The organism is Polynucleobacter sp. UK-FUSCHL-C3 (assembly GCF_040409815.1).
GTDB lineage: Bacteria > Pseudomonadota > Gammaproteobacteria > Burkholderiales > Burkholderiaceae > Polynucleobacter.
Genome location: NZ_CP099959.1, coordinates 1,007,573 through 1,033,776 on the forward strand (window position 1 = coordinate 1,007,573; position 26,204 = coordinate 1,033,776).

Genomic DNA, 26,204 nt, shown 5'->3' on the forward strand with positions numbered 1-26,204 from the left:
CTGCTAGTGAATTAGCGGCAAGCTTTTTCCTTGGGCATCAATTAGGATCGCCTTAATGGCTTTATGTGGGTAAATACGTTGCACCTCGACTTGGTAGTTTGTTAATTGTTCTGTGTATTGTTGGTAGAGCGGATCATCGAGCTTAGGGAGTGTGAGTTTGTAATCCAGAATCACTAAGCAATCACTAAGCTCGACTAGACGATCAATGCGCATACTTTTACCTTCGGTGCTCACCAGATCGAGCTCATTCCACGCTTCCTGATATTGCTTAGGATCAAAATAAGTCTGTAGCTCAGGTGCCTGGTAAACCGTGATGGCGCGCTGTAAGGCGCGCTCTGCATCTGCAAGCGAGATCATGAATGCACTTGCAATCGCTTTAGGCTCCGGAATAGTGTGAGAGACCGGTCGATATTGTTGTGGGCTGATGCGTTGCAATACCCCATGAAACCATAATCCTTCATCCAAAGCCTGTTGTCGCTCGGGGCTAATGCTGAGGGGATCACCCCCAACTAGTTCATCACCCCACCAGCTCAAGACCAAATCCCTTAGCTCAAATTGTGTTGATGGTGTATCTGGTGTTGGTGCTTTAGTTGCTATGTGCTTTTGTATCCGAATCGATGACTGCAGATCGTCATCGAGCTCGGTAAAGAGGGGAAGCTCTGCGCTGCGTGCGCGTGCGTACCAACTATCTTTGCTCACCCCAGCGTCCTCTCGATTCTGCGAGCTCTCCACACCACTCATCCAAAAACCTTGCTTAGCTCTGGTTATTGCTACATAGAGTAGGTTCCAGTTCTCTTTCAGGACAATCTCTTTTTCTTGTTGCTTGAGGTCTTCGCGTCCTGCACCCAGACTGAGTTTGGTGAACATGGATAAATGACTCGGTCCGGCTTGCTCGGGATCCCAATCGAGTAAGACACCACTTCCAAAATGAGGTGCAGCAGTGTTATTACTATCGAGCAAGATCACAAAGGGTGCCTCCAATCCTTTAGCACCATGAATGGTCATTAAGCGTACCCGCTGTGCACGTCGACCACTTTGCTCGTGCAACACATCACTCTGTTCATGGTCTGAATCAAAATCATCGGGGTCTTCGTTCTGAGCCTCTGCGCTCATCTCCCCTTCGTCTGGGGTCTCGTCTTCATCGCCGCGTCGCATCCGATTCAGTTGAGTAATAAAACGTCCCAAGCTTGGGTAGCGACCGCCATCAAGATTAAGCGCTAGCTCTAAGAAGGCATCTAGGTTGGCTAATACCTGATCGCGATCACTCTCATGACAATGACTCGCGTATTTAAGCCGGACATCCCCCGAGAAATACACATGATCGAGCAGATCATGAACCGGTAGGTGTTTGGCTAGATCAATCCATTGCTTGATGTGTTGGGTAATGCTTTGGAATTGGGCCTGATGGGAATGGCTCTCACCATGGGTCAGTGCCTCCCACCAATTGCGGTAACCCTGATTACTTTGTACCAACTCAGCCAAGGTTTGCATTTGTGTTTCATCGAGCGCAAATAGTGGACTACGTAAGACCTGTGCCAAAGCGAGATCATTACCAGGAGTTACTAATATAGTAAGTAAGGCAATTAGATCATCGACCTCAAGGGTCTCTAGCAATCCACCTAAGCGCGGGCTCTCATAGAGAAGTCCAGCGTCACGTAGTGCTGTCTCATACTCTGATAAGTAAGCACGGCGCTTTACTAATAGTAAAAAATCTCCTGGTCGTACTGGTCGCCAGACGATGCGCTTTACCTTGCTATTACTTGTGTCGAGCTCTTCGTCTAAGACCCGTCGAGTTTGCATTAGATGCGTAATAAGGCTCGCAATTCTTCGCCCTTCTTGCGCACGCTGTTTTTTTGCAGGGGTCTCGTGAGGATCAACCAAAGCTGCCTCGAGGGCATTGCCAAAGCGTTGATCTTCTGATGGCTCCTCATAGGGAATAAGGTTCAAGCGATAAGCCTCGCCGCTTTGATAAACAGCTGGCTCTGGCAATGACGGTGCGGTCCAATGAGTATCTTGCTCTTTAAATGGATAGGACTCGGGTATACGGTCTGCAGAAAAGATGGCGTTGACCGCTTCCACAATCTTCGGGGCATTGCGTCGGGTGGTATTTTGTTCTTCCAGTGCAGCGCCGTAGTGCTTTTCTAAGAAATGTGTGGCTGCTGTAAACAAACGTGGGTCAGCACGACGAAAGCGATAGATCGATTGCTTCGGATCGCCCACAATAAATACCTTGGGTCGATTAGCGTCTTCGCCATAAGCCTCTAGCCATGATTTGAGGATTTGCCATTGCAATGGATTGGTATCCTGAAACTCATCGATCAAAATATGTTTGTAGCGCGCATCCAAACGTGCTTGTAAGTAAGCTGCGATGCGTGGGTCTGCGATCATTTGTGCGACACCGAGTTCGAGATCATCAAAGTCTCGGACCCGCAGACGCTCCTTCGCTCTTTGGGTATGTTTAAAGATTGCGGCGCTCACTGCAAACCATGCTTGGTTCAGAGCAATTGCGTCGCGCTGTGTTCGCCATTCAATGTATTGCTCACACACTCGTCCCCAATATTGCCGAACTTGAATGAACTCTTGGGAGTTGTGCTGTTGCGCTTCGAGATAGGCCAAGATGGTCTTACTAGCACTGTCATTATCCTTGCGATAACTGGGTAACTCATTTTGGGTCATGAACACTGGAACAATTATGGTGACTGCGCTGGCAAGGTCATTGTTTGCGAGATGCTCGATCGTGAGCTCAAGATCAGGAACTAAATTTTGGTCCTTCTTGCCGCCGTTTTGTAAACCATCGAGTATCTGTTTTAGTTCTTCTAGTGCATGCTGATTAGCTAAGGCATCAAGGAGTGGGTTTGGGCTTTGATGGTCTTTGCAATAGGCTTTGAGAACCTCTAAAGGGGTCAGTCCTTGCGCCTTGCAAGCTTTCTCAAAGAAGACCCAAGCGCCCTTCTGTCGCAGCAAGCTACTCGACCCCAACAGAAATTGAGTAGTTTGGTAAGAACCTAGATGATCGAGCAAGACCTCATAGTGCGCTTCAATCTCTTTGGGTAATGATGCCCACCAATCCTCTAGACATTCAGTTTGTAATCGTTTTGCATCCTCGCGTAGACTAAATCCTTGCTGTGCTCCCATCGATACCGGTGCACCACTTAAGAGAGTACCAAACCAACCATGAAAGGTATCGATGACGACCGAATGCGGGTTTGCCAACAAGGTCTCATATAAAGCGCGCACCGGATGGATCGATTGCATTGCCTCGCTTTGAGTAAGGCCCCGTTCTTCCAATGCAGTGATTAAATCTTTGTCGGTCAATTGAGACCATTCGTGCAGAAGACTATAGAGTCGATCACGCATCTCTTGGGCAGCTTTACGGGTAAAGGTAAGAGCTAAAATAGAGCGAGGCGACTCTCCTGCTAACAGAATCCGAATTAAGCGCGCCACTAGCAACCAGGTCTTTCCACTCCCTGCACACGCAGAGACTACGACCGAGCGAGCGGGATTGCAGACTAGTGGGATATTGAGTTTGCTAGGCATGGGTATCACCACATTCCTTTTCTGCAAATACCACGGGCCTCGCAATAGCGGCAGGCACTCTCGGGTGCAAAGGCTTGCATAGCCGATCCTGACCAAACCGCACTGAGGTCTTGTTGTAACTGTTTCTCAAGGACCAAGACCTGATCCGATAAATGATTAAGCTTGAACGAGCGCTCGCTGGAATCTTTTTTCTTGAGATTCATTTTGAGAGCGACCCAATCGGCCTCGATGACCGGATGGTCTGTGGCCTTTTGCTCCTCGGTAATAGCCTTGGTGTAGAGCAGGAGTTGCGGGTCATCCATCAGTTGGTCTGCTCGTTTTTTGATCTTATCGGGACTCTGATGTTTGTAATCGAGCACCGCCGCTTGTCTGAGAGTTGTATTGATGTCTAATCGATCGGCATATCCTTCAATGCGGACAGTATGTTCTTGGTGGTGAGCATCAGCGAATGAAAACTCAAAGCCGACCTTGAGCTCAGCATCATGAAATTGCCAGCCATGACTCTCGCGCTCCAATTGCCACGCGACAAAGCTTGGGATTTGTTTTTGCCAATCCCGCAAGCTTCCTAAAATTCGTTTATCACCCTCAAGTAGTTTTAGAAAGCCCTGCTCTGAAGCATGGTGCAAATGCTCTTGCATCCAGGTTTGTCGGTATTGCGGATCCTGTAAACGGGGTTCACGGATCTGAGTGCTCTTAAGTTCTTGAAAGAAGTTGCGCAAGATCTGATGTAAGGTCTGACCCAGCAGGGATGCATCGAGCTCTTCGTCAAGTCCTTTGCGCTTACGTAAGCCTAATAAGTTGCGCACGTAGTATTGATAGGGACAGGATCGAAGTGCTCGGTAGGCACTGGGGCTCATGCGGGTTGGCATCGGAAGACCAGGTAGTCGATGTGCGCTAGCCATAGCGCTTGGTCTTGCTTGTGCGGTGCGTTGCTCTGCCTTTGCCTGAATGGTCGCCAATGTTGGTAAGTGATTTTGCAGTCTCTGTATCCACGGTGCTGCTCGCAATGGCTCTCCTCGAGCTCCCTCACTCTGCCAAAGAAGATCGATGTGCTCATAACTGGCGATTAGCTGTGAGAGATCTCTTGCTTGCTGACGGAATTGCCAAGCGATACTCGACCCTCCCAATACTTGGCAGAGCGTCTCCGAGAAAAATAAGGGGGGCTCTGAAAACGCGGGTAACTGGCGCTCATCGCAACCCACCATGACCACGGCATCAAAATAGCGCAAGCGGGTGGAGCTCAGTGGCAAGATCGATACGCGCGCACTGGTTTGTGCACCCTGCTCTCGATAGACCTCTTCCTCCATGACGGTCTTTAGCAAGATCAACCACTCGTTTAGAGGCATGCGCAACTGGCCTAACTTGCTTTGTTGCATTCCAAGTGTTTGCAGCATATGGAGCAACTGCAGGCCCGCAGCATCTTGCTCAAAGCCTTGCTTCATTCCAAAGGCTGATAGGTCTTCGTGAAGTTGTAAGAGAGCTTCTGCGCAATACGGTGTTTGCATTGCTTTGCTCTGCCATTGCCCCACGCGTTGCCGAATCACTTGCAATAGGGTCTGTAAGCGCGGATCGTATTCTGAGCTAGTTCCTGCCTCTATTGTTAGATAGAAACTGACCCAGGAGGAGTGTGCCTGTTTAATCAGTAAAGCGTTCTCTAACTCGGTGATGAGCAGATCACAATTACTCTCTTGGGTATTAAGAAGATGCTCGAGATCCAGAAAGGGATTTTTTAAGAACTCCAGTAATGTACTAGCGCTTGGTCCTTCGCTGGGAGAACGCAATAACTCAAGCCATGCATGCAGTGCCGCAGCAGCGCGTGTCGTAGACAGTTTCCAGCCGGTCTCATCGGCAATACTTAAACTAGGACCTAGGCGCGCCAATAGTGCACGGGTTCTTCTGGCCAACAATCGATCTTGTGCGACTAAGGCAATGTGTTTGCGCCCCTCTTTTAGATGCGTCTCAATCCGTCGTGTTGCCTCCCAGGCTAGATCTTCAAAGCGATTCGCAGTAATGCAGTGAATGGTTTTGGTTTTTAGGGTATGAATATTGTGCTGAGCTTGCGCCTCTTCTTGTGCACCAACTTCCGCGCTGACGGCCTCAGACCACAAGGCGACTGAGCTCCAATCCATTTGCAAGCGATGCACTGGTATGTAAGGTGTGCAGGCTTCCAAGAATTGGGTTTGCATACTAGCTTGCGCAGGTTGCGGCTCGACGGTATCAATCCAGATTAGGGGTCTGCGCGACTGTGGGTGTTGTGCAAACTGCTGCACATAAGAGGCTAAGGCCAAATGCTTCCGAATGATGGGATCGCGGACCGAGCCTAGGTATCTCCAGAATGCCAATAGGACATTTGCTTCTTTGCTAACCAAGGCGTGCGCTAGTTTTGGGTATGCTGTGTCGATTGCACTTTGCAAGACAGACTCAAGCTTTTGCATATCGCCCTTGAGATCGAGCGTATTCGGATCCCACGATAAATGCGGCATGATGCTTTGTGAGAGTAACTCACAGGCGCTCACAATGGCTTGCGCAAGACTCCACACCCCGCCCTCTCCTTCGGCAGCAAACCAAGTTTGTAACTCAGGGTGAGCATCAATCGAAGCATAGGTTTGTAAGATGCGCTCGGTTTGCGATTGTTGATCGGGTATTAAGAAAATATCTGGCGCCAGCTCTAACCAATCACTAAGACTGTGCACCTCTGGCAAAAAGGGAACATTTGCTTGATCCAAGGAAGGCCGAATGCGCTCAAGGGCTTGGCGCAAACTGGCATTCGGTCCAGCAGTGGGCAGGATCACGAGCGGTCTAGTCTTGCTGCTCTTAGCAATCTCCCAAATATGCTCCGCCATCTCCAAAAGGGCATTTTGATTGGGGGTGATCGTCAGGGTTTGCATAGCGAGTGCTTATTTTGCAATCGTTCTAAGGGAATTGGGCATGGTTCACAGCTTATTGATAATATAAGGGCTTGGGACGCTTTCGAATGAGAGCAGTTCCAACCCGATAAATTGATAAGGAATATTCATGAGTGCCGGTGTTAAACATGTAAGTGATGCATCTTTTGAACAAGACGTTCTAAAAGCAGACAAACCCGTTCTTCTCGACTTTTGGGCTGAGTGGTGCGGCCCCTGCAAGATGATTGGTCCCATATTGGAGGAACTTTCGGCTGAGTACGGCGATCGCATCCAGATTGCCAAGATGAATGTGGATGAGAACCAAGGTATTCCTGCCCAGTTCAATATTCGGGGCATTCCAACTCTTATTTTGTTCAAAAATGGCACCGTTGCAGCCCAGAAAGTGGGTGCATTAGCCAAATCCCAGCTCTCAGCGTTCATCGATAGCAATATTTGAGGCAGTTCTTAGTCATTACAATTTACCCGCTAGAATGACCGATATCAGGCTCAGGAGTTGAGCCTGATGTTGTTTTTAGGCCAAGCTTCTTGAAGTATTCTGGTTTTGGGCGTTTTTAGTGTAAAATTACATCTCATTGCAGAGTCCGCTTGCGGCTCTCCCCAAAATTTCTAGTTTCTCTCCCAATCTACCTTTAATACCCTGATTACTCATTTCGATTTAAGCTAATTTCGTTATCACTGTTTTGCATTGCCGTCTTGTATACCCGATTGGCGATCCCAAAACCCCTCTAATTTCTCCCCCTTCCTCTTATTTCCCTTCCTTTTTCCTGTTTGATAGAACCATAAGCACACCATGCAACTGACTGAACTAAAAGTACTCCACGTTTCCCAACTTCTTGAGATGGCTGCTAGCCTTGAGATCGAGAACACCCAGCGCATGCGTAAGCAAGAGCTGATGTTTGCTATCCTTAAAAAGCGAGCCAAGGCAGGTGAACAGGTATTTGGGGATGGGGTCTTAGAGGTTCTGCCCGATGGCTTCGGTTTCTTACGCTCTCCTGAATCCTCGTACATGGCCTCGCCTGATGATATTTATATCTCCCCTGCTCAAATCCGTCGCTTTAATTTACATACGGGTGATGGCATTGAGGGTGAGGTGCGCACTCCCAAAGAAGGTGAACGTTACTTTGCCTTGGTGAAGGTAGACAAGATTAATGGCATGGCCCCAGAAGATCTCAAAAACCGCATCATGTTTGAGAACTTAACACCGCTCCACCCCAATCGCACTATCTCTCTAGAGCGCGATATCAAGGCAGAAGAGAATCTGACTGGTCGCATTATCGATATGATCTCGCCGATTGGTTTTGGTCAGCGTGGCTTGATTGTTTCTTCTCCTAAATCAGGTAAGACCGTGATGATGCAGCATGTGGCGCATGCGATCTCCCAGAATCATCCAGAAGCCATTTTGATTGTTTTGCTGGTTGATGAGCGTCCTGAGGAAGTTACTGAGATGCAACGCTCGGTGCATGGTGAAGTCGTTGCATCTACCTTTGATGAACCTGCCGTGCGTCACGTACAAGTTGCAGAGATGGTGATTGAGAAAGCCAAACGTTTGGTTGAGATGAAAAAAGATGTCATTATTTTGCTCGACTCGATTACACGCTTAGCACGTGCTTACAACACGGTAGTGCCTTCATCTGGCAAAGTACTCTCAGGCGGTGTCGATGCCAATGCTTTGCAACGTCCAAAGCGTTTCTTTGGTGCGGCTCGTAATGTTGAAGAAGGTGGCTCCCTCACTATTTTGGCAACCGCCTTAATTGAGACCGGAAGCCGAATGGACGACCTGATCTATGAAGAGTTCAAAGGCACCGGCAATATGGAAGTGCATTTAGAGCGTCGCCTAGCTGAGCGCCGTGTCTATCCTGCGATCAACCTCAATAAGTCGGGTACCCGCCGTGAAGAACTCCTGGTTAAACCCGAGAATCTCCAGAAAATTTGGGTGCTTCGTAAGCTCCTGGCTGATATGGACGAGATCGAGGCCATGAACTTTATTGTGGATAAGCTCAAATCAACCAAGAATAATGCTGAGTTCTTTGACCTCATGCGCCGTGGCGGCTAAGGGCCTGGGAAGGCATTTTCGATGCTTTCCTATTGATTTTGTGGCATAATTTCGCTTTTGCTGTATTGACCACCTGGGCAAGTATTGAGGGAATCCCTTTTTTGACCTTCAACGGCTACCCGTACCAAGGATATTGATTATGAAACCAGGCATTCACCCCGAATATCGCGAAGTTGTTTTTGTTGATGTTTCCAACAACTTTAGCTTCAAAACTCGCTCTACCATCAACACCAAAGAGAAAATCAAATGGGAAGATGGCAATGAGTATCCATTAGCTAAGATTGAGACCTCTTCCGAGTCACACCCCTTCTTTACCGGTACCCAGAAGATTATCGATACCGCTGGTCGTGTTGAGAAATTCCGCCAGAAATTTGGTGGTAAGGCTGCTGCGAAGTCCACTGGTGACGGCGCTGTTAAGACTGCTGAGAAACGCGCTGCAGCTGCTGAAGCCAAGAAGACCGAGAAACCTGCTGCCAAGAAAGTGGCTACCAAGAAAGCGAAGTAATTGCTTCGGCATGGTTTTAATCTTGACTTGATGTACACAAGGCAGCGTTTGCTGCCTTTTTTATTTCTGTTTTATTCTTTTTAGTATGGTCAAACTCACTGCTGCCGCCACCGTCTCAATTCCACGCATTGTGATCTTTGCGTTGACCCTCGTTTATGGTTTAGCGGGTCTCTTTGGTCGTGATCCTTGGAAGAATGAAGACTCCATTGGTTTTGGGGTGATGTGGAATTTGCATTTAGGTTCTTGGCAAGACTGGTTGGTTCCGGGGCTTGCTGGTCGTGATCTTTCCATGGGTGCACCACTGCCCTACTGGTTAGGTGCAACATTCATTGATCTATTTGGTTCAATAATCGGTGACGCCAATGCAGCCAGACTGTATTCAGCGCTTTGCTTCTTTACTTCTGCCATTGCGATTTGGTATGCCACGTATTTATTAGGACGTCGTCAGGAAGTGCAGCCCATGAGTTTTGCCTTAGGCGGTCAACCTAATACACGCGACTATGGCATGACCTTAGCGGATGGGGCATTGCTCATCTTCTTAGCCTGCATTGGTTTGGCACAGCGTTCTCATGAGACCACCCCCATGATGGCTCACCTGATGGGGCTCTCGATTATTTTGTATGGCACTGTGCGTGGCTTAGATAAGCCTTGGCAAGGAGGCGCTTGGACCGGATTGGGCTTAGTTATTTTGGGGCTCTCAAGTAATTGGGCGCTGACTGCTTTAATTGCCCTGGCCATCGGTCTTGCAGTTTTGCTGTGTCAGGTAAAACTTCGTTTTCGGTGGACCCTTAGTTCTATTGTGATAGCAATTCTTGGTATTGGTATTTGGCCCTTACTGTGGCACGTGTTTCATCTCAGTCCAGAGTTGCAAGATTCCGCCCTAAACGCGTGGGCTAACACGCCGCCCATGCATCGCTATCTTGCTTGGGGCTCCTTGCAGTTTATGAGCATTAATTTTTGGGCTTACGCATGGCCTGTTTGGCCTTTAGCCTTGGTATCTTTGGTTCACTGGGGTCGCAACCACGATGCAGGCACATGGCGTGCTCCACACATTTGTATTCCGCTTGGTTTATTGCTGGCTGGTTTTATTTATGTGCTATTTCGCGTTGAGGCTAATGAACATGATCTGATTGTGTTGATACCGCCGATGGCTATTTTGGCTGCATTTAGTTTGCCCATCTTGCGTCGTAGTGTCATTAGCTTTATTGATTGGTTTGCAATGTTGAGTTTTACGATCGTTGCTATTGCGATTTGGTTCATTTGGTTTGCAAAGACCACTGGCTATCCTGCACCGATCGCTGCTAATGTGGCGCGCTTCATTCCTGGCTTTGAGGCTCAGTTTAGTGGGCTAACACTTGTGATTGCCCTCATCATTACAGGACTTTGGTTATGGGTAGTGCAATGGCGTACCTCACGCGCGCCAAAGGTTATTTGGCGCTGCTTGGTTATCTCAGCAGCTGGCACAACCCTGATGTGGGTTCTTTTGATGACCTTATGGCTTCCTACGATTAACTATGCCAAGACCTATCGTTTTGTGGCTGAGCGTTTGGTCAAGGCGGTACCGGCAGATGCTAAGTGCATTGATACCAGTTATTTAGGCCTAGCCCAGCTGGCATCCTTTAGTTACTTCACAAAACTAGCCTTGGCCGACAACCCCAATTGCCCCTATATGCTGACTCATAATGCCAGCACCGCCTCTGCGTTCTCGGCCCTCAACGATAAGAAACTCAAGCTATTGTGGGAGGATCGTCGGGCATCTGACCGCACGGAGCGTTTGCGTTTATATCAGGTCTTGTCTGAGTAACTGATCACGATGTCCTTTTATCGAATCTCGCGATTGCGAGAAGATATTCCTGAGCTTCTCAAATTAGCCGGTCCTCTTTTGGTAGGCCAACTAGCCGTCATTACATTTGGGGTCTTAGATACGGCAATGACCGCACGCTATTCCTCAGAAGATCTTGCGGCATTAGCGATGGCAAGTGCAATCTTTATTAGTGTTTATGTAGGTTTGACCGGTGTAATTGCCGCCCTCACCCCCATTGCGGGTCAACTCTTTGGGGCAAAGCATTATGCGGAGATTGGTGAAGAGGTTCGTCAGGCTGGCTGGCTGGCGGTCGGCTTGACGATCGTTGGCACCCTGATTCTTTTGAACGCTGACCACTTGCTAGCGATCTCACAGGTCAATCTTGATTTAGAGAACAAAGCCCGCTTATATCTTCAGATCCTTGCCTTAGGCCTACCTGCCAGCATGGGCATGCGGGTTTTAATGTCTTTTCATAATGCCGTTTCCAGACCAGGCATTATTACCATCCTTCAGTTGATTGGTTTAGCCGCTAAGTTTCCGCTTAATGCGCTCTTCATCTACGGCGGCTTTGGCATTGATGCAATGGGAGGCCCCGGTTGTGCCGTTGCCACCGTCATCATTAATTGGTTGTGGTTTTTCTCAATCTTGATCATTGTGCTGTGGGGTCAGTTTTATAAGCCCTTTAATATTTTTGAGCGCTTTAGCTGGCCTAAATGGCATCGTATCTGGACACTATTACGCTTAGGCGCACCCATTGGTTTAAGTTATTTCATTGAGGTCACCTCGTATACCTTTATGTCCCTATTTATTGCTCGTCTGGGAACTACTACCCTTGCAGGGCATCAGATCGTGGCTAATTTAGGTACGGTAATCTATATGGTGCCACTCTCATTAGCAATTGCGACCATGACTCTTGTTTCCCAATCGATTGGGGCAGGCAAACAACATCGCGCAGAAGAAATTGGTTGGTCGTCCGTTCTATTCACTGGCGGCTTATGTATTGTGATTGGTCTATTAGTTTGGGTGCTGCGATTTCAGTTGCTTGATCTGTACGACCCAACTCCCGATGTCAAACTATTAGCAGCGCCTCTATTCTTATTTATTTGCTTTTATCAATTGGTAGACTCAGTACAAGTTGTAGCTGCATTTATTCTGCGGGCCTATCGCATCTCTTTCTTGCCAATGATTGTGTATGCCGGCTCTCTCTGGTGTATCGGTCTAGGCGGCGGCTATCTCTTGGGCTTTAATGTGTTTGGTAATACGCCAACACTATTACAAGGAGTCAATGGATTTTGGATTGCAAATAGTTTGAGTCTAGCTGTAGCTGCTGCCCTATTACTCTGGATTTTTAGAAGAACGGCAGCCCACTATGAAAGAACTAAGCCGCCGGTCACGGTCTAGTTCTTCTTATCTTGAATGAGTAACATGCCAAGCTCTTTATAGAGCTTCATTGCTTTCTCAGTGGGTATTAATTTTTTTACCCTAGCATCTTTGGCACACGGCCTGTTCTCAATCAATTTTTTCTCGATCAGGGCCTTCAAAGAAGCATGCGAAGTTGCAGGTGAGGCAATCGATTTCATCTGAATCACATCAGACACTGTTAATTTATGACCCTCATAATGGGCGCTAGCTATCATGCGAAGAATGATGCACTCACGATGACTTACCTTGTACTTAAGATGAATCTTGTCACGACTTTCAGCAAAACTAAAGTAATTAGACAGTAGGTCCATAGCAGTCCCGTTAATAGTAATTATGGGGAAATATAAGTTGGATTACCAAAAATAATAAATCAAATTTTACACCTGATTAGCCCTTGGGTGTATGAACGATCCTTTTCTTACCAAATCCCCCCCCTCTTCAATTATTAGCAAAGACCTAAGCATTGCAGGCTATTTATTTGTGTATCCATGGAAAATAATATAATTTTCATAAACTTATACAAATTAAATAGAAATGTGGATTTATGCTGGAGCGATTTTTTAAGAAAACTAGTCCATTTGTCATTAAATCTATTGACTCAACCAAAAAAGTAGCCGTAGTTGAGGATAAAGAATTAGGCCTCGTTATTGAAGTGCCCTATGGTCCTAGCATATTGAAAAAGGCTGAAATCATCAGCGAATATGAAATCCAGTTTCTCTACGAAGATGGAAGCTCAAGAATCTCTAAAATCCTAATGTAGTGTTGCAGTAAGACCACTCACTTAATCGGCTTGAACTCATTAACCGGTTTAAAACCAGGAACCTGATTACCTTTAGCGTACATACATTGCTGATAAGCAGTGTTGTATTGAGTTTGCGCTTGGGTCTCCTTATTGGATGCACCCATTGCTCCAACAGCAGCGCCTCCTACCATTCCAATCGCCGCTCCTGTGCCAACGTTCGGACCACTTCCGCCTTGATACATCGCCCCCGCTGCTGCGCCAATGGCTGCCCCAGTTGCTGCACTAATGGCTCCAGCCTTGAGAGCAGCTGCATTGCCATCTTGAACAGAATTTTGAGCAAACTCTCGACACTCTTGATCTTCTTTTTTAAATACTTCAAAGGGCTTTCCTTCTCTAGGCATAACAGTGATGGTCGGCCCTGTTGGGGCAGAGACGCAAGCGGTCAGAACCAGATTGGATAAGGTAACGCCGACTAAAAGAATGGAGTGTAGTTTCACGAGCAACCTAAATTAGTGATTAGTAGATGGATGATAAGGGTTTGTAGACTGAGGCGGTGTTGCTGGTACGACCTTCCATGCTTCATTGCACGAACTTGCAATCGGGTAGTACTGCTGCTGTGGTTCGCAGTAATACCAGACGGGCGGTTGTGACTGTGAGATCAAGGGAAGCACTGCGGGTGCTACGTAATAGGGTGCGGGGTAATAAACAGGTGGCGGCGAATAATAAGCTCGGTAGTAAGGATTGTAGTGACGTCCATAAAAGGGTCGAGGGTAATAAGGCCCCACATATGGCCTGCCGTAATAGCCAACCCCAGTTCCTACTGAAATATTCCATGAATACTGCGGTGCTGCTTGTGCCAATGAACTGGCTGTGATGATGAGCAAAAAAGGCAGATACCTGATTAATCTCATCTTTATCTCCTATTTGGGTGATAGCAAGGTCTTATACATACTATTAACGCCCGCTATCCCATGTTGGCTGACATGATTACCTTTATTTTATTCCGCCCTTGCACCAGACTGCTGAACAATCTTGCGCCATTTAGAGGCTTCTTGCTGAATATAGCGACTGAGCTCTTCAGGGCTGCCTGGGTTAGGATCTAACCCCCCGTTTGAGAGACGAGACCGAATCTCTGGTTTTGATAAGGTCTGAACGGTTAATTGATTGAGGCGAGCTTGTATCTCTTTAGGCAATTTAGCTGGGGCCATCAAGGAGAACCACGATACCGCCTCAAACCCTCTTAATCCCTGCTCTGCCAAAGTCGGAATATCTGGGGCTGATGGCGAGCGCTTGAGGGTTGTTACACCTAAGGCGATGACTTCATTGGCTCTAATTAATGGTTGTGCTGATGCCAAGTTATCAAAGAGCATGGAGATGCGTCCGCTTACAAGATCGGGGAGAGATTGTGCTCTGCCTTTGTATGGAATATGACGGATCTGAACACCTGCCAGATCTTTAAAGAGTTCCCCGGACATATGGATTGAAGTTCCCGTACCAGAGGAGCCAAAGGTTAGCTCATTGGGTTTTGACTTGGCCAGAGTAATAAGCTCTTTGAGCGATTGAACACCTAGCTGTTTGTTAACAATCAGCACATTGGGGGTGCTTGCTAGAAAACTAATGGGCGTGAAATCCGCAATCGGGTCATAGGGTAACTTCTCGTAAAGAGCGCCATTAATCGCATGAATACCTACGGTTCCAATCAATAAGGTATAGCCATCTGGATTACTTTTAGCAACTAGATCTGCGCCAATATTGCCGCCATGACCAGGGCGGTTATCAACCAGAATGGGAACACCTAAGGTCTTTTGCCAATCCTCCGCCAAGACTCGCGCCAAGGTATCAGGCGCACCACCCGGGGTAAAGCTCACCACAATCCGGATGGTCTCTCTAGGCCATGATGAATTAGTCTGAGCATGAACAGCAAAACTACCAAGTAGTATGCTGAGCCCTATGAGAGCTCTTTGTATTAAACCGCTTCGATTTCGACTTAAATCACTAGGCATTGCAAACAATTAAAGGAGGGGCACATTGTTGCAAATGATAAGCAAATTCTCATGGGGTGAATTTTACAAGAGCAATGTGTATTAACCAAAAGGGTTTTATGTTTAGAATGCTGTGATGAATTCTTCTACAGAAAGCACTAAACGCCCCCTTCCTCTGGCTGGTGTCAAAGTTCTTGATGTGAGTCAAGTGATGGCCGGTCCCTACTCCTGCATGTTACTGGCGGATATGGGTGCCGATGTTATTAAGATAGAGCCTCCGGGTGGAGGCGATCAAACACGCGGTGCGATGGGATTCAAGATGAAGGGTCCCGATAGCATGGGATTTCTCAATATGAATCGTAATAAACGAAGCATTGCGATCAATCTCAAGTCGGAAGCAGGCAAATCCGTTCTGTTTAAGCTGGTTAAAGAAGCCGATATCTTGGTCGAGAACTATCGTCCTGGTGTCATGAAACGCTTAGGCGTTGGCTATGAGGTCATGAGCAAGATTAATCCTGCGCTCGTTTATGTCAGCATCTCGGGCTTTGGTCAGAGCGGTCCTTGGGCTGAGCGCCCAGGTTTTGATTTAATGGCTCAGGCGATGTCAGGGATCATGAGTGTCACCGGGCATGGTGATGGTAAACCCGTGAAAGCGGGAGTACCGGTTGCTGATATTGGTTGTGCCCTCTTTGCAACGTATGCCGCTCTCTCCGCATATATTGGGGCGAAGAATACCGGTCAAGGACAATACATCGATGCCTCTTTATTTGATTCTGCTTTGGCCTTCTCCATCTGGGATACCTCCGAATACTGGGGCACCGGTCAACCACCAGTTGCACTAGGCACCGCTAATCGCATGACCGCGCCGTATCAGGCGGTTAAAGCCAAGGATGGTTATTTTGTGATGGGTGCAACCAATAACAAACTCTGGCAGAAACTCTGTGAGATTTTGCAACGGCCTGACCTGATCCAAGATCCCCAATACCAAACCATTGCGGGTCGCCTAGGTCAGCGCGAGCAATTAATTCATGAGCTTGAGAGCTCTTTTGCCTTAAAGACTGCGGATGAGTGGATTGATTTACTCTTGGCGCAAGGCATACCAGCGGGTCCTATCCTAGATTATCCGCAAGCATTTGACAGCGAGCATGGTAAGCATCGCCAAATGCGTATCGAGATCGATCACCCGCTTGAGGGTAAGGTCCCCAACATTGGTTTTGCGGTCAAGATGCAAGGTACTCCGCAAGAAGTTCGGCGTCATCCTCCTCTTCTGGGTGAGCATACCCAAGAGGTCCTAATGCAAGCAGGATTTACAGATGATGAGATTAAATTATTAGAACAACAAGGAGCCTTTGCCGCATGAATGCCAATGCTCGCGTCTATGTGGAGATCAAAGGGAAGTTTGCGCATCTCTTTTTTGATCAGCCCGCTGCACGCAATGCAATGACCCAAGAGATGTATGAGCAATTGCGCAGTATTTGTCTGGAGCTTAATCAGAACTCTCAAGTACGTGCAGTTATTTTGCGAGGTATTGGCGGTAAATCCTTTGTTTCTGGAAGTGATATTGCGCAGTTCACTGCTTTTAAGGATGGTGAGGATGGAGTTCGGTATGAGAAACTCATTGATCACTACCTAGGCCCTCTCCAGCAATTATGCATGCCCTCCATTGCGGTCATTGATGGTTTAGCTGTCGGTGGCGGCTTAGCAATTGCATCTCTGTGCGACTTCCGAATTGCAACGCCTACCGCTAAGTTCGGAGTTCCCATCGCCCGTACTCTTGGTAACACTTTATCGCCGAGTAATATTGCTTGGTTAGTGGCCCACCTTGGTGTTGCTATTGTTAAACGGATGTTGCTCCTAGCAGAGTTAATCCCCGCATCCGAGCTACATACCCAAGGCTTCGTCTACAAAATTGGTGAGCAAGAACAACTTGAGCAAATGGCACTTGACTTAGCAGAACAGCTCTCAGCCTTGGCTCCCGTGACTCAGAAGGCATCGAAGCAGATCATGGCACGGGTAATCCATCACTCTTTACCTGATTGCAGTGATTTAATCCGTGAGGTGTATGGCAGCTCTGACTTTAAAGATGGAGTGCGTTCGTTTTTAGCAGGTGAGCCTGCGCAGTGGAAAGGAAAGTAATGCCAGATATCGTTCGCAATGTCTTTGGACAACCTCTGGTTCCCTGCTCGTTTGATCCTCTAACAGGATTTTTTCGGGATGGCTGTTGCAAAACTAATCAAGAGGATATTGGTTTGCACTTGGTGTGCGCCATCATGAGCGAAGAATTTTTAGAGTTTAGTTACCAACGGGGTAATGATCTCATTACACCTCGTCCTGAGTTTCAGTTTCCGGGTCTAAGAGCTGGTGATCAATGGTGCCTATGTATCACCCGTTGGCAAGAAGCACTTGCCAACGGCTGTGCGCCTCTTATAAAACTTGAGAGCACTCATCTGAATGCTCTCGATCACGTTGATCTGGATACCTTAAAACTGTTCTCGATTGAGAACCAAACCGAGCTCTAGTCTATTTAGACCAGCGTGGTCTTGAGTGTTGGCAGGCCATCGATATGTCCTTCCAGAACATCACCTCGAGATACTGCAGCAACGCCCGCTGGGGTTCCTGAAAATATTAGATCACCAGGCATCAAAGTAAATAAGGTCGATAGATAAGCAATCGTATCGGATACGTTCCAGATCATCATCGCTAGATCTCCGTCTTGCTTCACGTCTCCGTTTACCTTTAAATGAATCCGTCCCTTCGCAAGATGTCCGCATTGGCTAACTGGTACTAGCGCCGAGCAAGGTGCTGATTGATCAAATGCTTTACCAGTATCCCAAGGGCGCCCCATCTTTTTAGCCTCGCCTTGGAGATCACGGCGGGTCATATCAAGACCAACACCATAACCCCAGACATGCTCGAGCGCTTTATCCGCAGAAATGTTCGAACCACCCTTACCGAGTGCAACAACCATCTCAATCTCATGATGCACGTCTTTCGATAAAGCGGGATACGCCATACTCTTGCCATCAGCCACAATTGCGGTAGCAGGCTTCATGAAAAAGAATGGTGGCTCGCGGTCTGGGTCATGCCCCATCTCGCGCGCATGGTCAGCGTAGTTACGGCCAACACAATAAATACGATTAACTGCAAATCGTTTAGTGTCCCCCTGTACAGGGAGAGATGGGATCTCTGGGGGATTGATAACGTAAGTAGTACTCATGATTACTTTCTATTTTATTGTTGGCAATACTCAATGATCAATATTGTAATTTACGATTGTATTTTTAAGAGATCAGCTGTTTTAACTGTTCCATAAATAACTCTTCACCATGGTTGATCTTCTCATGCCACTGCTCGCCTGCTTTGCTATCAGCAGAGTCGCTAATAAACTTAAATGATAGCCAGGGGATGTGATGCTGGTGAGCAATTGCTGCAATAGCAAAGAGTTCCATATCTACTACATCAATCTTCTGCTCGACCAACCAAGGGTCTGTGCTGGTGACAAAGCTATCACCAGTGCCACAGGTATATAGGCCAGATTGCGCCTGATACTCCGCTGGCTTTGAGCAAAATGGCGTAACGCCTCTGGGGGCCAATGGCTCTGCGTTCATGTCACGCTGCACAACGCGCTTGATGGTGATGAGATCTGATAGATCTGGATTGATTTTGCCAACAGTGCCAAAGTTAATGATAAGTTGCGGCTGATGATGCGCAATTGCGGTCTGAGTTACAGTCGCTGCATTAATCTTCCCCACACCGGTATATGCAATAGGAATACTCTTTGGTATTGAAATCGCTTCTAGTTCATTTTTAAGCGCCACTAGCAGTAAGATTGGGATTTGATTGGCAGTCATACTGAGAGTGTAATCCCATGAGACTTGAAGACTTTTTACCAGGCGTTCCTGACTTTCCAAAACCGGGCATCCTGTTTAGAGATATTAGCCCCCTACTTGCCAATACTGACGCCTTTGCCTCCGCTATTCAGGGCATGGGTCAACTATCTCAGGCTTATCCATTTACTCACATTCTCGGTATTGAATCCCGCGGATTCATCTTCGCCGCGGCCTTAGCAAACCATCTGAACAAAGGCTTAGTATTGGTACGCAAGCCAAATAAATTACCACCCGAGACCCATCGCGAGTCTTATGGCTTGGAATACGGCAACGATGCCCTAGAAATTAGCACCAATGTATTAAGTGCCAATGATTCTGTCTTGGTTGTCGATGATGTATTGGCTACCGGCGGCACCATCATGGCAGCTCATCAACTGATTGGGCGTACGGGAGCCAAAGTGAGTGGAGCGATTTGTTTACTTGAGATTGCAGGCTTACTGGGCGCAGAGCGACTCAGGAATGCTGGTGTTTCGAATCAATGTCTTCTGAAGATGTAAGGGTGTAATTAAATCACGCCCTTTTTCTTAAGAATCTCATCTACCCATGGCGTAGCATACTGACCTGCCTGGATCGCTTTGAGTATCTCTTGCTCCTGTTTAACTTTTTCCTGACCGAGTCGTGCTGCCTCTAATGCCTGGCTAGGCGGCACTGCAATGACGCCATCGCTATCAGCCAAAATAATATCGCCTGGATGAACAATCATTCCGCCAATAGAGATCGGTACATTAATGGATCCCGGTCCTTCTTTGAGGGGACCACGCAAGTTGACCCCCTTGGCCCAACAGGGAAATGAATTTGTATCAAAGGCATCCACATCGCGCACAGCCCCATCAACCACAATACCAAGCACTCCCCTACTCTTAGCGACGGTCATTAAGATCTCGCCAATGACTGCGCATCCAGTATCACCCTCCACATCAATCACCATCACATCGCCCGCTTGCACCATTTGCAGTGCTTTGTGGACCATTAAATTATCAGCAACATGTAGTTTGATCGTGAACGCATTACCGCATATAGACATGGGAGAGCGATGAATGGGTTGGATCCCATTAGCCACTAAGGTGCGCCCCAACATATCACTAATGACTGTGCTGGGTATGCCTCGTAGGGCATTGATACCAGCGGTAGAAGGTTCAACACGGGGGGAAATATGAATACCATGGCTCATCAATACAATCCTTTACTGGAGTTTAGGCAATTGTATTGCTTTGCTGATTGCTTAGGATCAAGGGGTAAGTTCCAGTATGATACTCAGCACTACTTAAAGGAGCCGTTATGCCTACCCTAATGAAAAAGATCGTTTCTGTCTTGTTTGCCCTTTGCGTGATTACTCCTGCAATTGCCCAGAGTGATGTAGGTAATTGGCCAAGCCAACGCCCCATCAAAATTATTGCGGTCTTTCCTCCGGGTGGATCGGTTGATCAAGTTGCTCGTATATTGGCACCGGTTTTGCAAGCGGAGCTTAAGCAAAATGTGATTGTGGAGAATATTGGTGGCGCGTCGGGTGTGATTGGTACCACCGCGGTTGCTAGAGCCACTGGCGATGGCTACACCTTTGGTCTGGTATTTGATACACATGGCGTTAATCCATCTCTTAAAGATAACCTGCCCTATGACACGCTCAAAGATTTGGTCACGGTCAATATGATTGGAACTTCACCCATGGTCTTAGCAGCCAGTAAGAAATCTGGTATTACCAGCATGAAACAGTTAATGGCTGACTCTAAGGCCAAGAAACCATTTACTTATGGCTCTATTGGTATCGGTAGCTTAGGCCATCTTGCAATTGCTGACTTTGCCAAGAAAACAGATGTTGATTGGGTGCATGCCCCCTATCGTGGAGGCGGCCCAATGATTCAGGATGGTCTTGCTGGTCAAGTTCCTCTAGTGGTTGGCAGTATGTTCTTAATTAAGCCGCATGCTGATAGTGGCGGCTTGATTCCTTTGGCTGTGACCACTGCAAAGCGCTCACCCGATATGCCAAAGGTTCCTACCTTGGCGGAGAGTGGATACCCAGGCTTTGAGGCACCCGCTTGGTGGGCCGTGATTGCCCCATCAAAGACCCCGCCTGCTGTTGTAAATGCAATGTATCGTGCGGTTGATAAGGCTTTGAAGACCCCTGCTGTGGCCGAGAAGCTAAAGACCCAAGGCATTCAGGTGCAAAGCTTGAACCCAGAAGCAGCTAATGCATTTGTGGCAAAGCAGATTGGTATTTGGGGTAAGTTTGTGATTCAGAACAACATCAAAGAGTAAGTCGATTAACGGACTCGCTAATGATTTGATTCTTGGGCGCAATCGCGCAGAGCGCTAGCAAACATCTCAGGTGCTTGCGCCCCCTGAATCATATATTTGTTATCCAAGATGATGGCTGGTACTGAGTTAATACCTAACTCGGTGTACTTCTTTTTTTGATCCTTGACCGCTTGCGCATATTCATCACTTTCCAGAATAGCTCGAGCACGCTCACTCGGTAATCCTGCACGCTCAACCGCAGCCAGCAGATTATTAGGATCATCAACGCTGACCGCTAAGGTGAAATACGTTGCGAAGAGTTCTTTCTTGAGCATGTATTGGGCATCAAGCCCGTGCTCAGCTTGCGCCCAGTGCAAGAGGCGGTGGGCATGAAAGGTGTTGTACACGCGCTTGCGCCCTTCCGGATGAAACAGAAAACCCATCTCAGCGGCACGTTTCCGAATATTCTCTTGATTAGCTTTTACTTGACTAACAGTGCTGCCGTATTTCTCGGTAAGGTACTCAATCACATCTTGCCCACCGAGGGGCATATGAGCATTTAACTCAAAGGGTTGAAAGTAGACTTCAACATTCACTTCGCTACCAACATCATCCAAAGCCTTTTCTAGGGATGCCAAACCAATGGCACACCATGGGCAGGCGATGTCAGATACGAAATCAATGCGAACCGTTTTCAATTATTCCCAGCCGCCACCTAAGATGGCATGTTTTTTATATTCCGCACGGGACTCTTCCCAAGCTGATGCAATGATACGCAAAGTAGCGATGACGGTATTGATTGCTTTGCTACCAGCGGAAATGGTGTTGTTAAATGTTTGGCTTACAACTGAGGTGTTGATACTAGCGGCTTGGGTCAAGATATTCTCCATATATTAGGGTTAATACTTAGGAGTATACCCGTAATTATATTGCGCTGCACAATACCAAGAATTACTAAAAATCCCTTAAGAAACTGGGTTTAAGGGCAAGTTAAAGATCACATTCTGGGGTTTAAGCTTCAGAAGGGATTCTCCATTCATGGCCATACCAAGATAGATAGGTTTGCCGCGGATTTGGCTTATGACCGTATTAGGATCATTAAAGTCGAGCTTAAAGAGGCAAATAATCCTGGAAAGAGTAGCTTCATCAACCCGCTCTTTGTTGTAGAGGGAGTTCAATATCTCGGTTGCAGAGGCATCCAAACCAACATGCCAAACCCACTTGGGATCATTAATCTCTTTTAGGGGAGTAATCGTAGTTGCTATCCCCAAGAAATGATTAATCCATTTCTCCAAGATTTTTGCTAATGCAGGCAATGTCGCTTGATCAAAATTAAGTTGGATTGCAAAATCATGTGCTTGATCCCTACCCCAATAGGATTTGGCATTGTCTTCGTGGAGGACATCTAGATCTACCGTGCGCATGGCGATGGACTGACTCTTTAGAAGGTCAATAATATTGCCGAACTCACTCGCCTGAGCATTACGCTCAATGGTCTCATGGTCAGCTGCCATAACAATGCCATCCTCTAAAATGGTGATCTTTTGTGGTCGAAAGAAGAGCTCTGCGATTCGGGCATCAAAAGGGTTTACTTCGGTACCAAGGATATGTCTGAGAAAGATTTGGGTGAGTTGTGCAACGAATAAAGGTGGCACATCAACACCCTCACCTTCAAACAAACTCATGTAGAAGTTCTCAAGCGAGCTTGCGGCTAATAGTTTGGTGCGGTAGCGAAACCAAATCGCATAATTAGCCTGAATATCTGCATCAGCCATCTGCTCAATCTCTGCTTGTGCCACTTCTTCACGGGGATTATTTAAGAGACGCTGATGAATTGCTCTTTCTTTGGGACAAGATTCTGGAACCAAGGCCAACTCAGGTCTTGATAAATAGGTTCTTAAGAAATCATCGGTCACCAATAGTTGGTTATCGGGACTAACTTGCAGGGTATCAAAGCCACAATGGGCCCAGTAATTTGGCATAGGGTCAGTAATTAAAATAATCAGTGCTATTGTCCACTAGATCAATGCCGCATGATTAACAAGGTCATCCCCGCATTCCCCTCTTTCAATTGCTTGAGGTGCTGCTTTAGCGTGGGGCGACGTTTTATGAGGGTCTGATAAAGCTCACTACGATGCACTAAATCTTCTCCATGATAGTACTCATCAACTCGGTCTGAGAAAAAGTTGTTCTCAAGAGCTTCTCGAACGGTGCGTCGTATGCCTCCTCCCTGTCCAGATGAGCCATAGCCGTGGATGATAATCAATGCACGTATTTGCACATCAGCAGCAGCTCGTATATGGTGAGTAAGGGTATCAAGCGCCTCTTCACGCGTCGGTCCACCGATCTCCAGATTTACGATTGCAGTATCCGTATTCGCACTTGGTGCTTCTTTGCTTTCGCAGAAGGGGCAATCGCCCAGCATCGCTCGGGGGTTACCGCAGGTGGGGCACTCAAATGAAGGCTTCACGTTTACTTCACCGCTTTATAAACGCCCATCTCCTCTAGTAACTCATTGACCAGATCAAGTCTGAGTCGGGGGTTCTCTTGTTCGAGGAAAAACTGTTTTTGCCCAGGGCTAAGTTGCAGGAGTTCGCACCAGCGATTGGCAACCCAACCGCATTCATTAAAGCGATAGGGTTTATGAAAGGGTAATTCTTTACCGACTGCAGCACCCTGCTCCTTGAATGACTGGATTACTTTACCCAAAACCTCAGAGGCGGGTTTGAGCTCGTCAGGAACTTCGGTAGGTGCATCTTCTTTCAGAAACTCTACCTCGGCAGTGATCAAACCATTTTTTTGGGTCTGACTACTCTTCACCCGAAAACGTTGCTCGCCATGGCACTGGATCATAAAGAGGCTAGGTTGTACTGGATCAAATTCTTTGATACGAGCAAGAGTACCGACGTCATTAAAACTAACCTGCTCCCCGGGTGTTCGTACTTCAGTTCCACCATTTAGGGTAACCACTCCAAATCCAGATCCCTCACGAACGCATTGCTTGACCATATCTAAGTAACGCACCTCAAAGATCTTTAATAAAAGAATACCGTCTGGGTAAAGAGCGGTTCCTAATGGAAAGATCGGAATAGTTTGGACGTGGGTATAGACGGACATAAACGATTTACTCTATTTAACGAACACATTGATAAATATAGATCATTGGAAACTGATCATTGTGGGTGGTCTTGGCCTCAGAAATCGCTGCAGACGATCTGCCCATCTTTTTGCACTCTTTGACTGCCAGTTCATGGGCCTCTAGTTCTTTGGCGCCCTTAATTGCTTGCACACCAATCATGCCATCGGACCGATTCACAACCCGAAATCCACTTTGGGGAGTGCCGCAGGCCGTCAGCAGGAAAATCAAGGCTAAAGAAACGAGGCTTGGGGTGCTGGGCTTATGCATGATTATTACTATACTGCTATTTGTTAAACACACTGGGAGACGAACATGAATCGCGATGCATTTGAGAAGGGTTTAAAGACACGCCGTGAGGTTTTGGGTGCTGAGTATGTGGATCAATCAATCCAGAATGCGGATGAGTTCAACCGACCAATGCAAGAGTTGGTCACTGAATATTGCTGGAACGAGATTTGGAATCGTCCTGGACTAGATCGTAAGACCCGCAGTATTGTGAACCTGGCAATGATTACTGCACTCAATCGACCCCATGAACTGAAATTACACATCAAGGGCGCTATCAACAACGGTCTTACCAAAGATGAGATCCGTGAGATATTTTTACAAACCGCCATCTACTGTGGTGTTCCCGCAGCAATTGATAGCTTCCGAAATGCCAAAGAGGTATTTAAAGAGATGGGCATCTAATTGGCATCAGCCCATTCTGAACCAATCACCCAATCTTGACGATACGAGTTGAGTTTGCTTTAATGGATCAAAAGGAGGCCTCTATGACCTGGCAGCGCTCTCGCCTTACCATCTCTCTAATAGCTAGCGCCGTACTTCTTACTGCGTGCGCCGGTGCCGAGGTGCGCCCAATTGTGGATATGAATGGCGTAAATGAGGCGCGCTATGAGAAAGATTTAGCCGAGTGCCAAGATTATGCAAAGCAGGCTACTGGGATGGGCGGCACCGCCGCAAAGGGCGCAGGAGCAGGGGCAGTTGTTGGCGGACTTCTAGGCTTAGTAACCGGAAGTAATACAACAGGGATCGTTCAGGCAGCTGGTGCAGGTGCGATCATTGGTGGTGCTGGTGGTGCTTATAAAGGGAATGACTCGCAAGAAGCAGTTGTTAAAAAGTGTCTCGTTGGTCGCGGATACAAGGTCCTTAATTGATGTAAGTCTGATCTGTTTAGCTTATGCGTCTAGTTATTGTATTTACTGCCCTTCTTACCTGTCTGCTAATAAGCCCTGCGCACGCTGGTTTATTTGATCGCCCAAAGGATCCAGCCGCCATGATGCTCAATCAGAAAGACTGCACCTATATGAAAACCTACCGGGGTAAGACGGTCAATGGCGAGTTTATTCGTCCTGACCGTTGGGTCGGATCAAAATTTAGCATTGGTGAGCCCACAATCATTGCAAATTTCAAGCGTTTAGATGAGAAGACTGCCCACTTTACGAATGTGAATAATATTGGGGATGGCCAAGGAGTGAGGGTGTATGTGGGCAAAACGACCGATGCTTTAGAGGCTCGACTATCCGATGGCTCACTGATTCTGGTGTGTCACCTGAACAAGTAGTTATATTTTTAGCTGTGGCTCGGCTGCCACAATCTCCTCTCGGCCACACAAGCGCATCGACCAATTAGCAAAGCGCCGAGTATTAATTTTCTTCATACCTAAAGAAACTACATTAGTATGACGGGGATCATTCAGAATTAGCTCCCAGATTGCCTCAACATCCTTGGGCTTCCCTTCTAAGATTTGTCCAAAGCGTCCATGATCAAAGGACAGGACACCCGTTACATTTAGAGCCTTATTGCGGCGCGAAGCCTTATCAACCATTTGCATCAAACTCAAAATACCGAACTCTTCAGCCGCATCACTAACGTAGGATAGGCTGACTAAATCCAGTTCGGTGTAATTTCCTTCCGGAAAGTATTTGGTGGCTGGTTTTGGCACAATGGCTTGATATTAGCTGAATCCTTACAATACGCAATCACCTT

At 47.3% G+C, this 26,204-nt stretch carries 30 protein-coding genes; 14 read left to right on the forward strand and 16 right to left on the reverse strand.

The genetic code is table 11. From position 1 onward, the window contains the following. Nucleotides 1-3: 3 nt before the first annotated feature. Together NKE59_RS05025 and NKE59_RS05030 are read right to left on the reverse strand one after the other, a co-directional pair. Nucleotides 4-3,537 carry a UvrD-helicase domain-containing protein gene (locus tag NKE59_RS05025; protein WP_353437867.1) on the reverse strand — a complete coding sequence of 1,178 codons (3,534 nt, stop codon included), beginning with the start codon at nucleotides 3,535-3,537 and terminating at the stop codon, nucleotides 4-6. 5 nt (nucleotides 3,538-3,542) lie between these two features. Continuing rightward, nucleotides 3,543-6,425 carry a PD-(D/E)XK nuclease family protein gene (locus tag NKE59_RS05030; RefSeq protein WP_353437868.1) on the reverse strand — a complete coding sequence of 961 codons (2,883 nt, stop codon included), beginning with the start codon at nucleotides 6,423-6,425 and terminating at the stop codon, nucleotides 3,543-3,545. Nucleotides 6,426-6,552: 127 nt separating this feature from the next. Here NKE59_RS05030 and trxA point away from each other — a divergent pair, with 127 nt between their 5' ends. The 5 genes from trxA (at nucleotide 6,553) to NKE59_RS05055 (ending at nucleotide 12,206) form a co-directional block, all read left to right on the forward strand. Beyond that, nucleotides 6,553-6,879 (forward strand): thioredoxin TrxA, encoded by a 327-nt coding sequence (gene trxA / locus NKE59_RS05035; RefSeq protein ID WP_353437869.1) that lies wholly within the window; start codon nucleotides 6,553-6,555, stop codon nucleotides 6,877-6,879. Between the two features lie 354 nt (nucleotides 6,880-7,233). Continuing rightward, a complete protein-coding gene (gene rho, locus NKE59_RS05040) occupies nucleotides 7,234-8,496 on the forward strand; it encodes a transcription termination factor Rho (RefSeq protein ID WP_353437870.1) in 1,263 nt (420 codons plus the stop codon). 139 nt (nucleotides 8,497-8,635) lie between these two features. Beyond that, nucleotides 8,636-9,001 (forward strand): type B 50S ribosomal protein L31, encoded by a 366-nt coding sequence (locus NKE59_RS05045; RefSeq protein ID WP_353437871.1) that lies wholly within the window; start codon nucleotides 8,636-8,638, stop codon nucleotides 8,999-9,001. An 85-nt stretch (nucleotides 9,002-9,086) separates the two neighbouring features. Further along, the gene (locus NKE59_RS05050; protein ID WP_353437872.1) at nucleotides 9,087-10,805 is read left to right on the forward strand and encodes a hypothetical protein; all 1,719 of its coding nucleotides are present in this window, start codon (nucleotides 9,087-9,089) and stop codon (nucleotides 10,803-10,805) included. A 9-nt stretch (nucleotides 10,806-10,814) separates the two neighbouring features. Next, nucleotides 10,815-12,206: an MATE family efflux transporter gene (locus tag NKE59_RS05055; protein WP_353437873.1), complete on the forward strand. Its 1,392-nt coding sequence runs from the start codon at nucleotides 10,815-10,817 to the stop codon at nucleotides 12,204-12,206. On the opposite strand, the gene NKE59_RS05060 is transcribed toward NKE59_RS05055, so the two are convergent. Further along, nucleotides 12,203-12,538, reverse strand: a complete 336-nt coding sequence (locus NKE59_RS05060) for a winged helix DNA-binding protein (protein ID WP_353437874.1) — start codon at nucleotides 12,536-12,538, stop codon at nucleotides 12,203-12,205. The genes NKE59_RS05055 and NKE59_RS05060 overlap by 4 nt on opposite strands. A gap of 233 nt (nucleotides 12,539-12,771) precedes the next feature. Between NKE59_RS05060 and NKE59_RS05065 the strand changes: the two genes are divergently transcribed. Further along, nucleotides 12,772-12,987, forward strand: coding sequence for a hypothetical protein (locus NKE59_RS05065; RefSeq protein ID WP_353437875.1), 216 nt, complete (start codon nucleotides 12,772-12,774; stop codon nucleotides 12,985-12,987). Between the two features lie 17 nt (nucleotides 12,988-13,004). Here NKE59_RS05065 and NKE59_RS05070 read toward each other — a convergent pair whose 3' ends face one another. The 3 genes from NKE59_RS05070 to NKE59_RS05080 all read right to left on the reverse strand — a co-directional run bounded on the left by NKE59_RS05070 (nucleotide 13,005) and on the right by NKE59_RS05080 (nucleotide 14,972). Beyond that, nucleotides 13,005-13,466 carry a hypothetical protein gene (locus NKE59_RS05070; RefSeq protein WP_353437876.1) on the reverse strand — a complete coding sequence of 154 codons (462 nt, stop codon included), beginning with the start codon at nucleotides 13,464-13,466 and terminating at the stop codon, nucleotides 13,005-13,007. 12 nt (nucleotides 13,467-13,478) lie between these two features. Next, nucleotides 13,479-13,880 carry a hypothetical protein gene (locus NKE59_RS05075; RefSeq protein ID WP_353437877.1) on the reverse strand — a complete coding sequence of 134 codons (402 nt, stop codon included), beginning with the start codon at nucleotides 13,878-13,880 and terminating at the stop codon, nucleotides 13,479-13,481. A gap of 87 nt (nucleotides 13,881-13,967) precedes the next feature. After that, entirely contained in the window at nucleotides 13,968-14,972 is a 1,005-nt protein-coding gene (locus tag NKE59_RS05080) for a tripartite tricarboxylate transporter substrate binding protein (protein ID WP_353437878.1), read from the reverse strand. A 115-nt stretch (nucleotides 14,973-15,087) separates the two neighbouring features. On the opposite strand from NKE59_RS05080, the gene NKE59_RS05085 reads away from it, so the two are divergent. From NKE59_RS05085 to NKE59_RS05095, 3 genes are read left to right on the forward strand one after another with little or no spacing between them, the layout of a single operon-like run. Then, on the forward strand, nucleotides 15,088-16,311 hold the full coding sequence (locus NKE59_RS05085) for a CoA transferase (protein ID WP_353437879.1): 1,224 nt from the start codon (nucleotides 15,088-15,090) through the stop codon (nucleotides 16,309-16,311). Further along, nucleotides 16,308-17,087: an enoyl-CoA hydratase/isomerase family protein gene (locus NKE59_RS05090; protein WP_353437880.1), complete on the forward strand. Its 780-nt coding sequence runs from the start codon at nucleotides 16,308-16,310 to the stop codon at nucleotides 17,085-17,087. Before NKE59_RS05085 ends, NKE59_RS05090 begins: the two co-directional genes overlap by 4 nt. After that, on the forward strand, nucleotides 17,087-17,470 hold the full coding sequence (locus NKE59_RS05095) for a DUF2237 domain-containing protein (protein WP_353437881.1): 384 nt from the start codon (nucleotides 17,087-17,089) through the stop codon (nucleotides 17,468-17,470). The genes NKE59_RS05090 and NKE59_RS05095 overlap by 1 nt, the downstream gene beginning before the upstream one ends. A 5-nt stretch (nucleotides 17,471-17,475) precedes the next feature. Here NKE59_RS05095 and NKE59_RS05100 read toward each other — a convergent pair whose 3' ends face one another. Together NKE59_RS05100 and NKE59_RS05105 are read right to left on the reverse strand one after the other, a co-directional pair. Beyond that, on the reverse strand, nucleotides 17,476-18,168 hold the full coding sequence (locus NKE59_RS05100; RefSeq protein ID WP_353437882.1) for a fumarylacetoacetate hydrolase family protein: 693 nt from the start codon (nucleotides 18,166-18,168) through the stop codon (nucleotides 17,476-17,478). Nucleotides 18,169-18,232: 64 nt separating this feature from the next. Next, the gene (locus NKE59_RS05105) at nucleotides 18,233-18,802 is read right to left on the reverse strand and encodes a 5'-methylthioadenosine/S-adenosylhomocysteine nucleosidase (protein ID WP_353437883.1); all 570 of its coding nucleotides are present in this window, start codon (nucleotides 18,800-18,802) and stop codon (nucleotides 18,233-18,235) included. A 17-nt stretch (nucleotides 18,803-18,819) separates the two neighbouring features. Between NKE59_RS05105 and NKE59_RS05110 the strand changes: the two genes are divergently transcribed. Continuing rightward, complete coding sequence (locus NKE59_RS05110) at nucleotides 18,820-19,338, forward strand: adenine phosphoribosyltransferase (RefSeq protein WP_353437884.1); 519 nt, start codon at nucleotides 18,820-18,822, stop codon at nucleotides 19,336-19,338. Between the two features lie 8 nt (nucleotides 19,339-19,346). On the opposite strand, the gene NKE59_RS05115 is transcribed toward NKE59_RS05110, so the two are convergent. Further along, entirely contained in the window at nucleotides 19,347-20,012 is a 666-nt protein-coding gene (locus NKE59_RS05115) for an RraA family protein (RefSeq protein ID WP_353437885.1), read from the reverse strand. 107 nt (nucleotides 20,013-20,119) lie between these two features. Between NKE59_RS05115 and NKE59_RS05120 the strand changes: the two genes are divergently transcribed. Next, nucleotides 20,120-21,097, forward strand: coding sequence for a tripartite tricarboxylate transporter substrate binding protein (locus NKE59_RS05120; RefSeq protein WP_353437886.1), 978 nt, complete (start codon nucleotides 20,120-20,122; stop codon nucleotides 21,095-21,097). 17 nt (nucleotides 21,098-21,114) lie between these two features. On the opposite strand, the gene NKE59_RS05125 is transcribed toward NKE59_RS05120, so the two are convergent. The 6 genes from NKE59_RS05125 to NKE59_RS05150 form a co-directional block, all read right to left on the reverse strand. Next, nucleotides 21,115-21,774: a DsbA family oxidoreductase gene (locus tag NKE59_RS05125; protein ID WP_353437887.1), complete on the reverse strand. Its 660-nt coding sequence runs from the start codon at nucleotides 21,772-21,774 to the stop codon at nucleotides 21,115-21,117. Beyond that, nucleotides 21,775-21,954, reverse strand: coding sequence for a hypothetical protein (locus NKE59_RS05130; RefSeq protein WP_353437888.1), 180 nt, complete (start codon nucleotides 21,952-21,954; stop codon nucleotides 21,775-21,777). Nucleotides 21,955-22,041: 87 nt separating this feature from the next. After that, nucleotides 22,042-23,058, reverse strand: coding sequence for a DUF6352 family protein (locus NKE59_RS05135; RefSeq protein ID WP_353437889.1), 1,017 nt, complete (start codon nucleotides 23,056-23,058; stop codon nucleotides 22,042-22,044). Between the two features lie 41 nt (nucleotides 23,059-23,099). Further along, on the reverse strand, nucleotides 23,100-23,546 hold the full coding sequence (locus NKE59_RS05140; RefSeq protein WP_353437890.1) for a Smr/MutS family protein: 447 nt from the start codon (nucleotides 23,544-23,546) through the stop codon (nucleotides 23,100-23,102). Nucleotides 23,547-23,548: 2 nt separating this feature from the next. After that, complete coding sequence (locus tag NKE59_RS05145) at nucleotides 23,549-24,193, reverse strand: LON peptidase substrate-binding domain-containing protein (RefSeq protein WP_353437891.1); 645 nt, start codon at nucleotides 24,191-24,193, stop codon at nucleotides 23,549-23,551. Nucleotides 24,194-24,209: 16 nt separating this feature from the next. Then, nucleotides 24,210-24,482 (reverse strand): hypothetical protein, encoded by a 273-nt coding sequence (locus NKE59_RS05150; protein ID WP_353437892.1) that lies wholly within the window; start codon nucleotides 24,480-24,482, stop codon nucleotides 24,210-24,212. 45 nt (nucleotides 24,483-24,527) lie between these two features. Here NKE59_RS05150 and NKE59_RS05155 point away from each other — a divergent pair, with 45 nt between their 5' ends. From NKE59_RS05155 to NKE59_RS05165, 3 genes are all read left to right on the forward strand, one after another. After that, nucleotides 24,528-24,905, forward strand: coding sequence for a carboxymuconolactone decarboxylase family protein (locus NKE59_RS05155; RefSeq protein ID WP_353437893.1), 378 nt, complete (start codon nucleotides 24,528-24,530; stop codon nucleotides 24,903-24,905). Nucleotides 24,906-24,988: 83 nt separating this feature from the next. Beyond that, nucleotides 24,989-25,372, forward strand: a complete 384-nt coding sequence (locus NKE59_RS05160) for a glycine zipper family protein (protein WP_353437894.1) — start codon at nucleotides 24,989-24,991, stop codon at nucleotides 25,370-25,372. Nucleotides 25,373-25,395: 23 nt separating this feature from the next. Next, nucleotides 25,396-25,779, forward strand: a complete 384-nt coding sequence (locus NKE59_RS05165; protein ID WP_353437895.1) for a hypothetical protein — start codon at nucleotides 25,396-25,398, stop codon at nucleotides 25,777-25,779. Here the strand turns inward: NKE59_RS05165 and NKE59_RS05170 are convergent, their stop codons facing one another. Then, nucleotides 25,780-26,160, reverse strand: coding sequence for a BLUF domain-containing protein (locus tag NKE59_RS05170; protein WP_353437896.1), 381 nt, complete (start codon nucleotides 26,158-26,160; stop codon nucleotides 25,780-25,782). Nucleotides 26,161-26,204 lie beyond the last annotated feature (44 nt).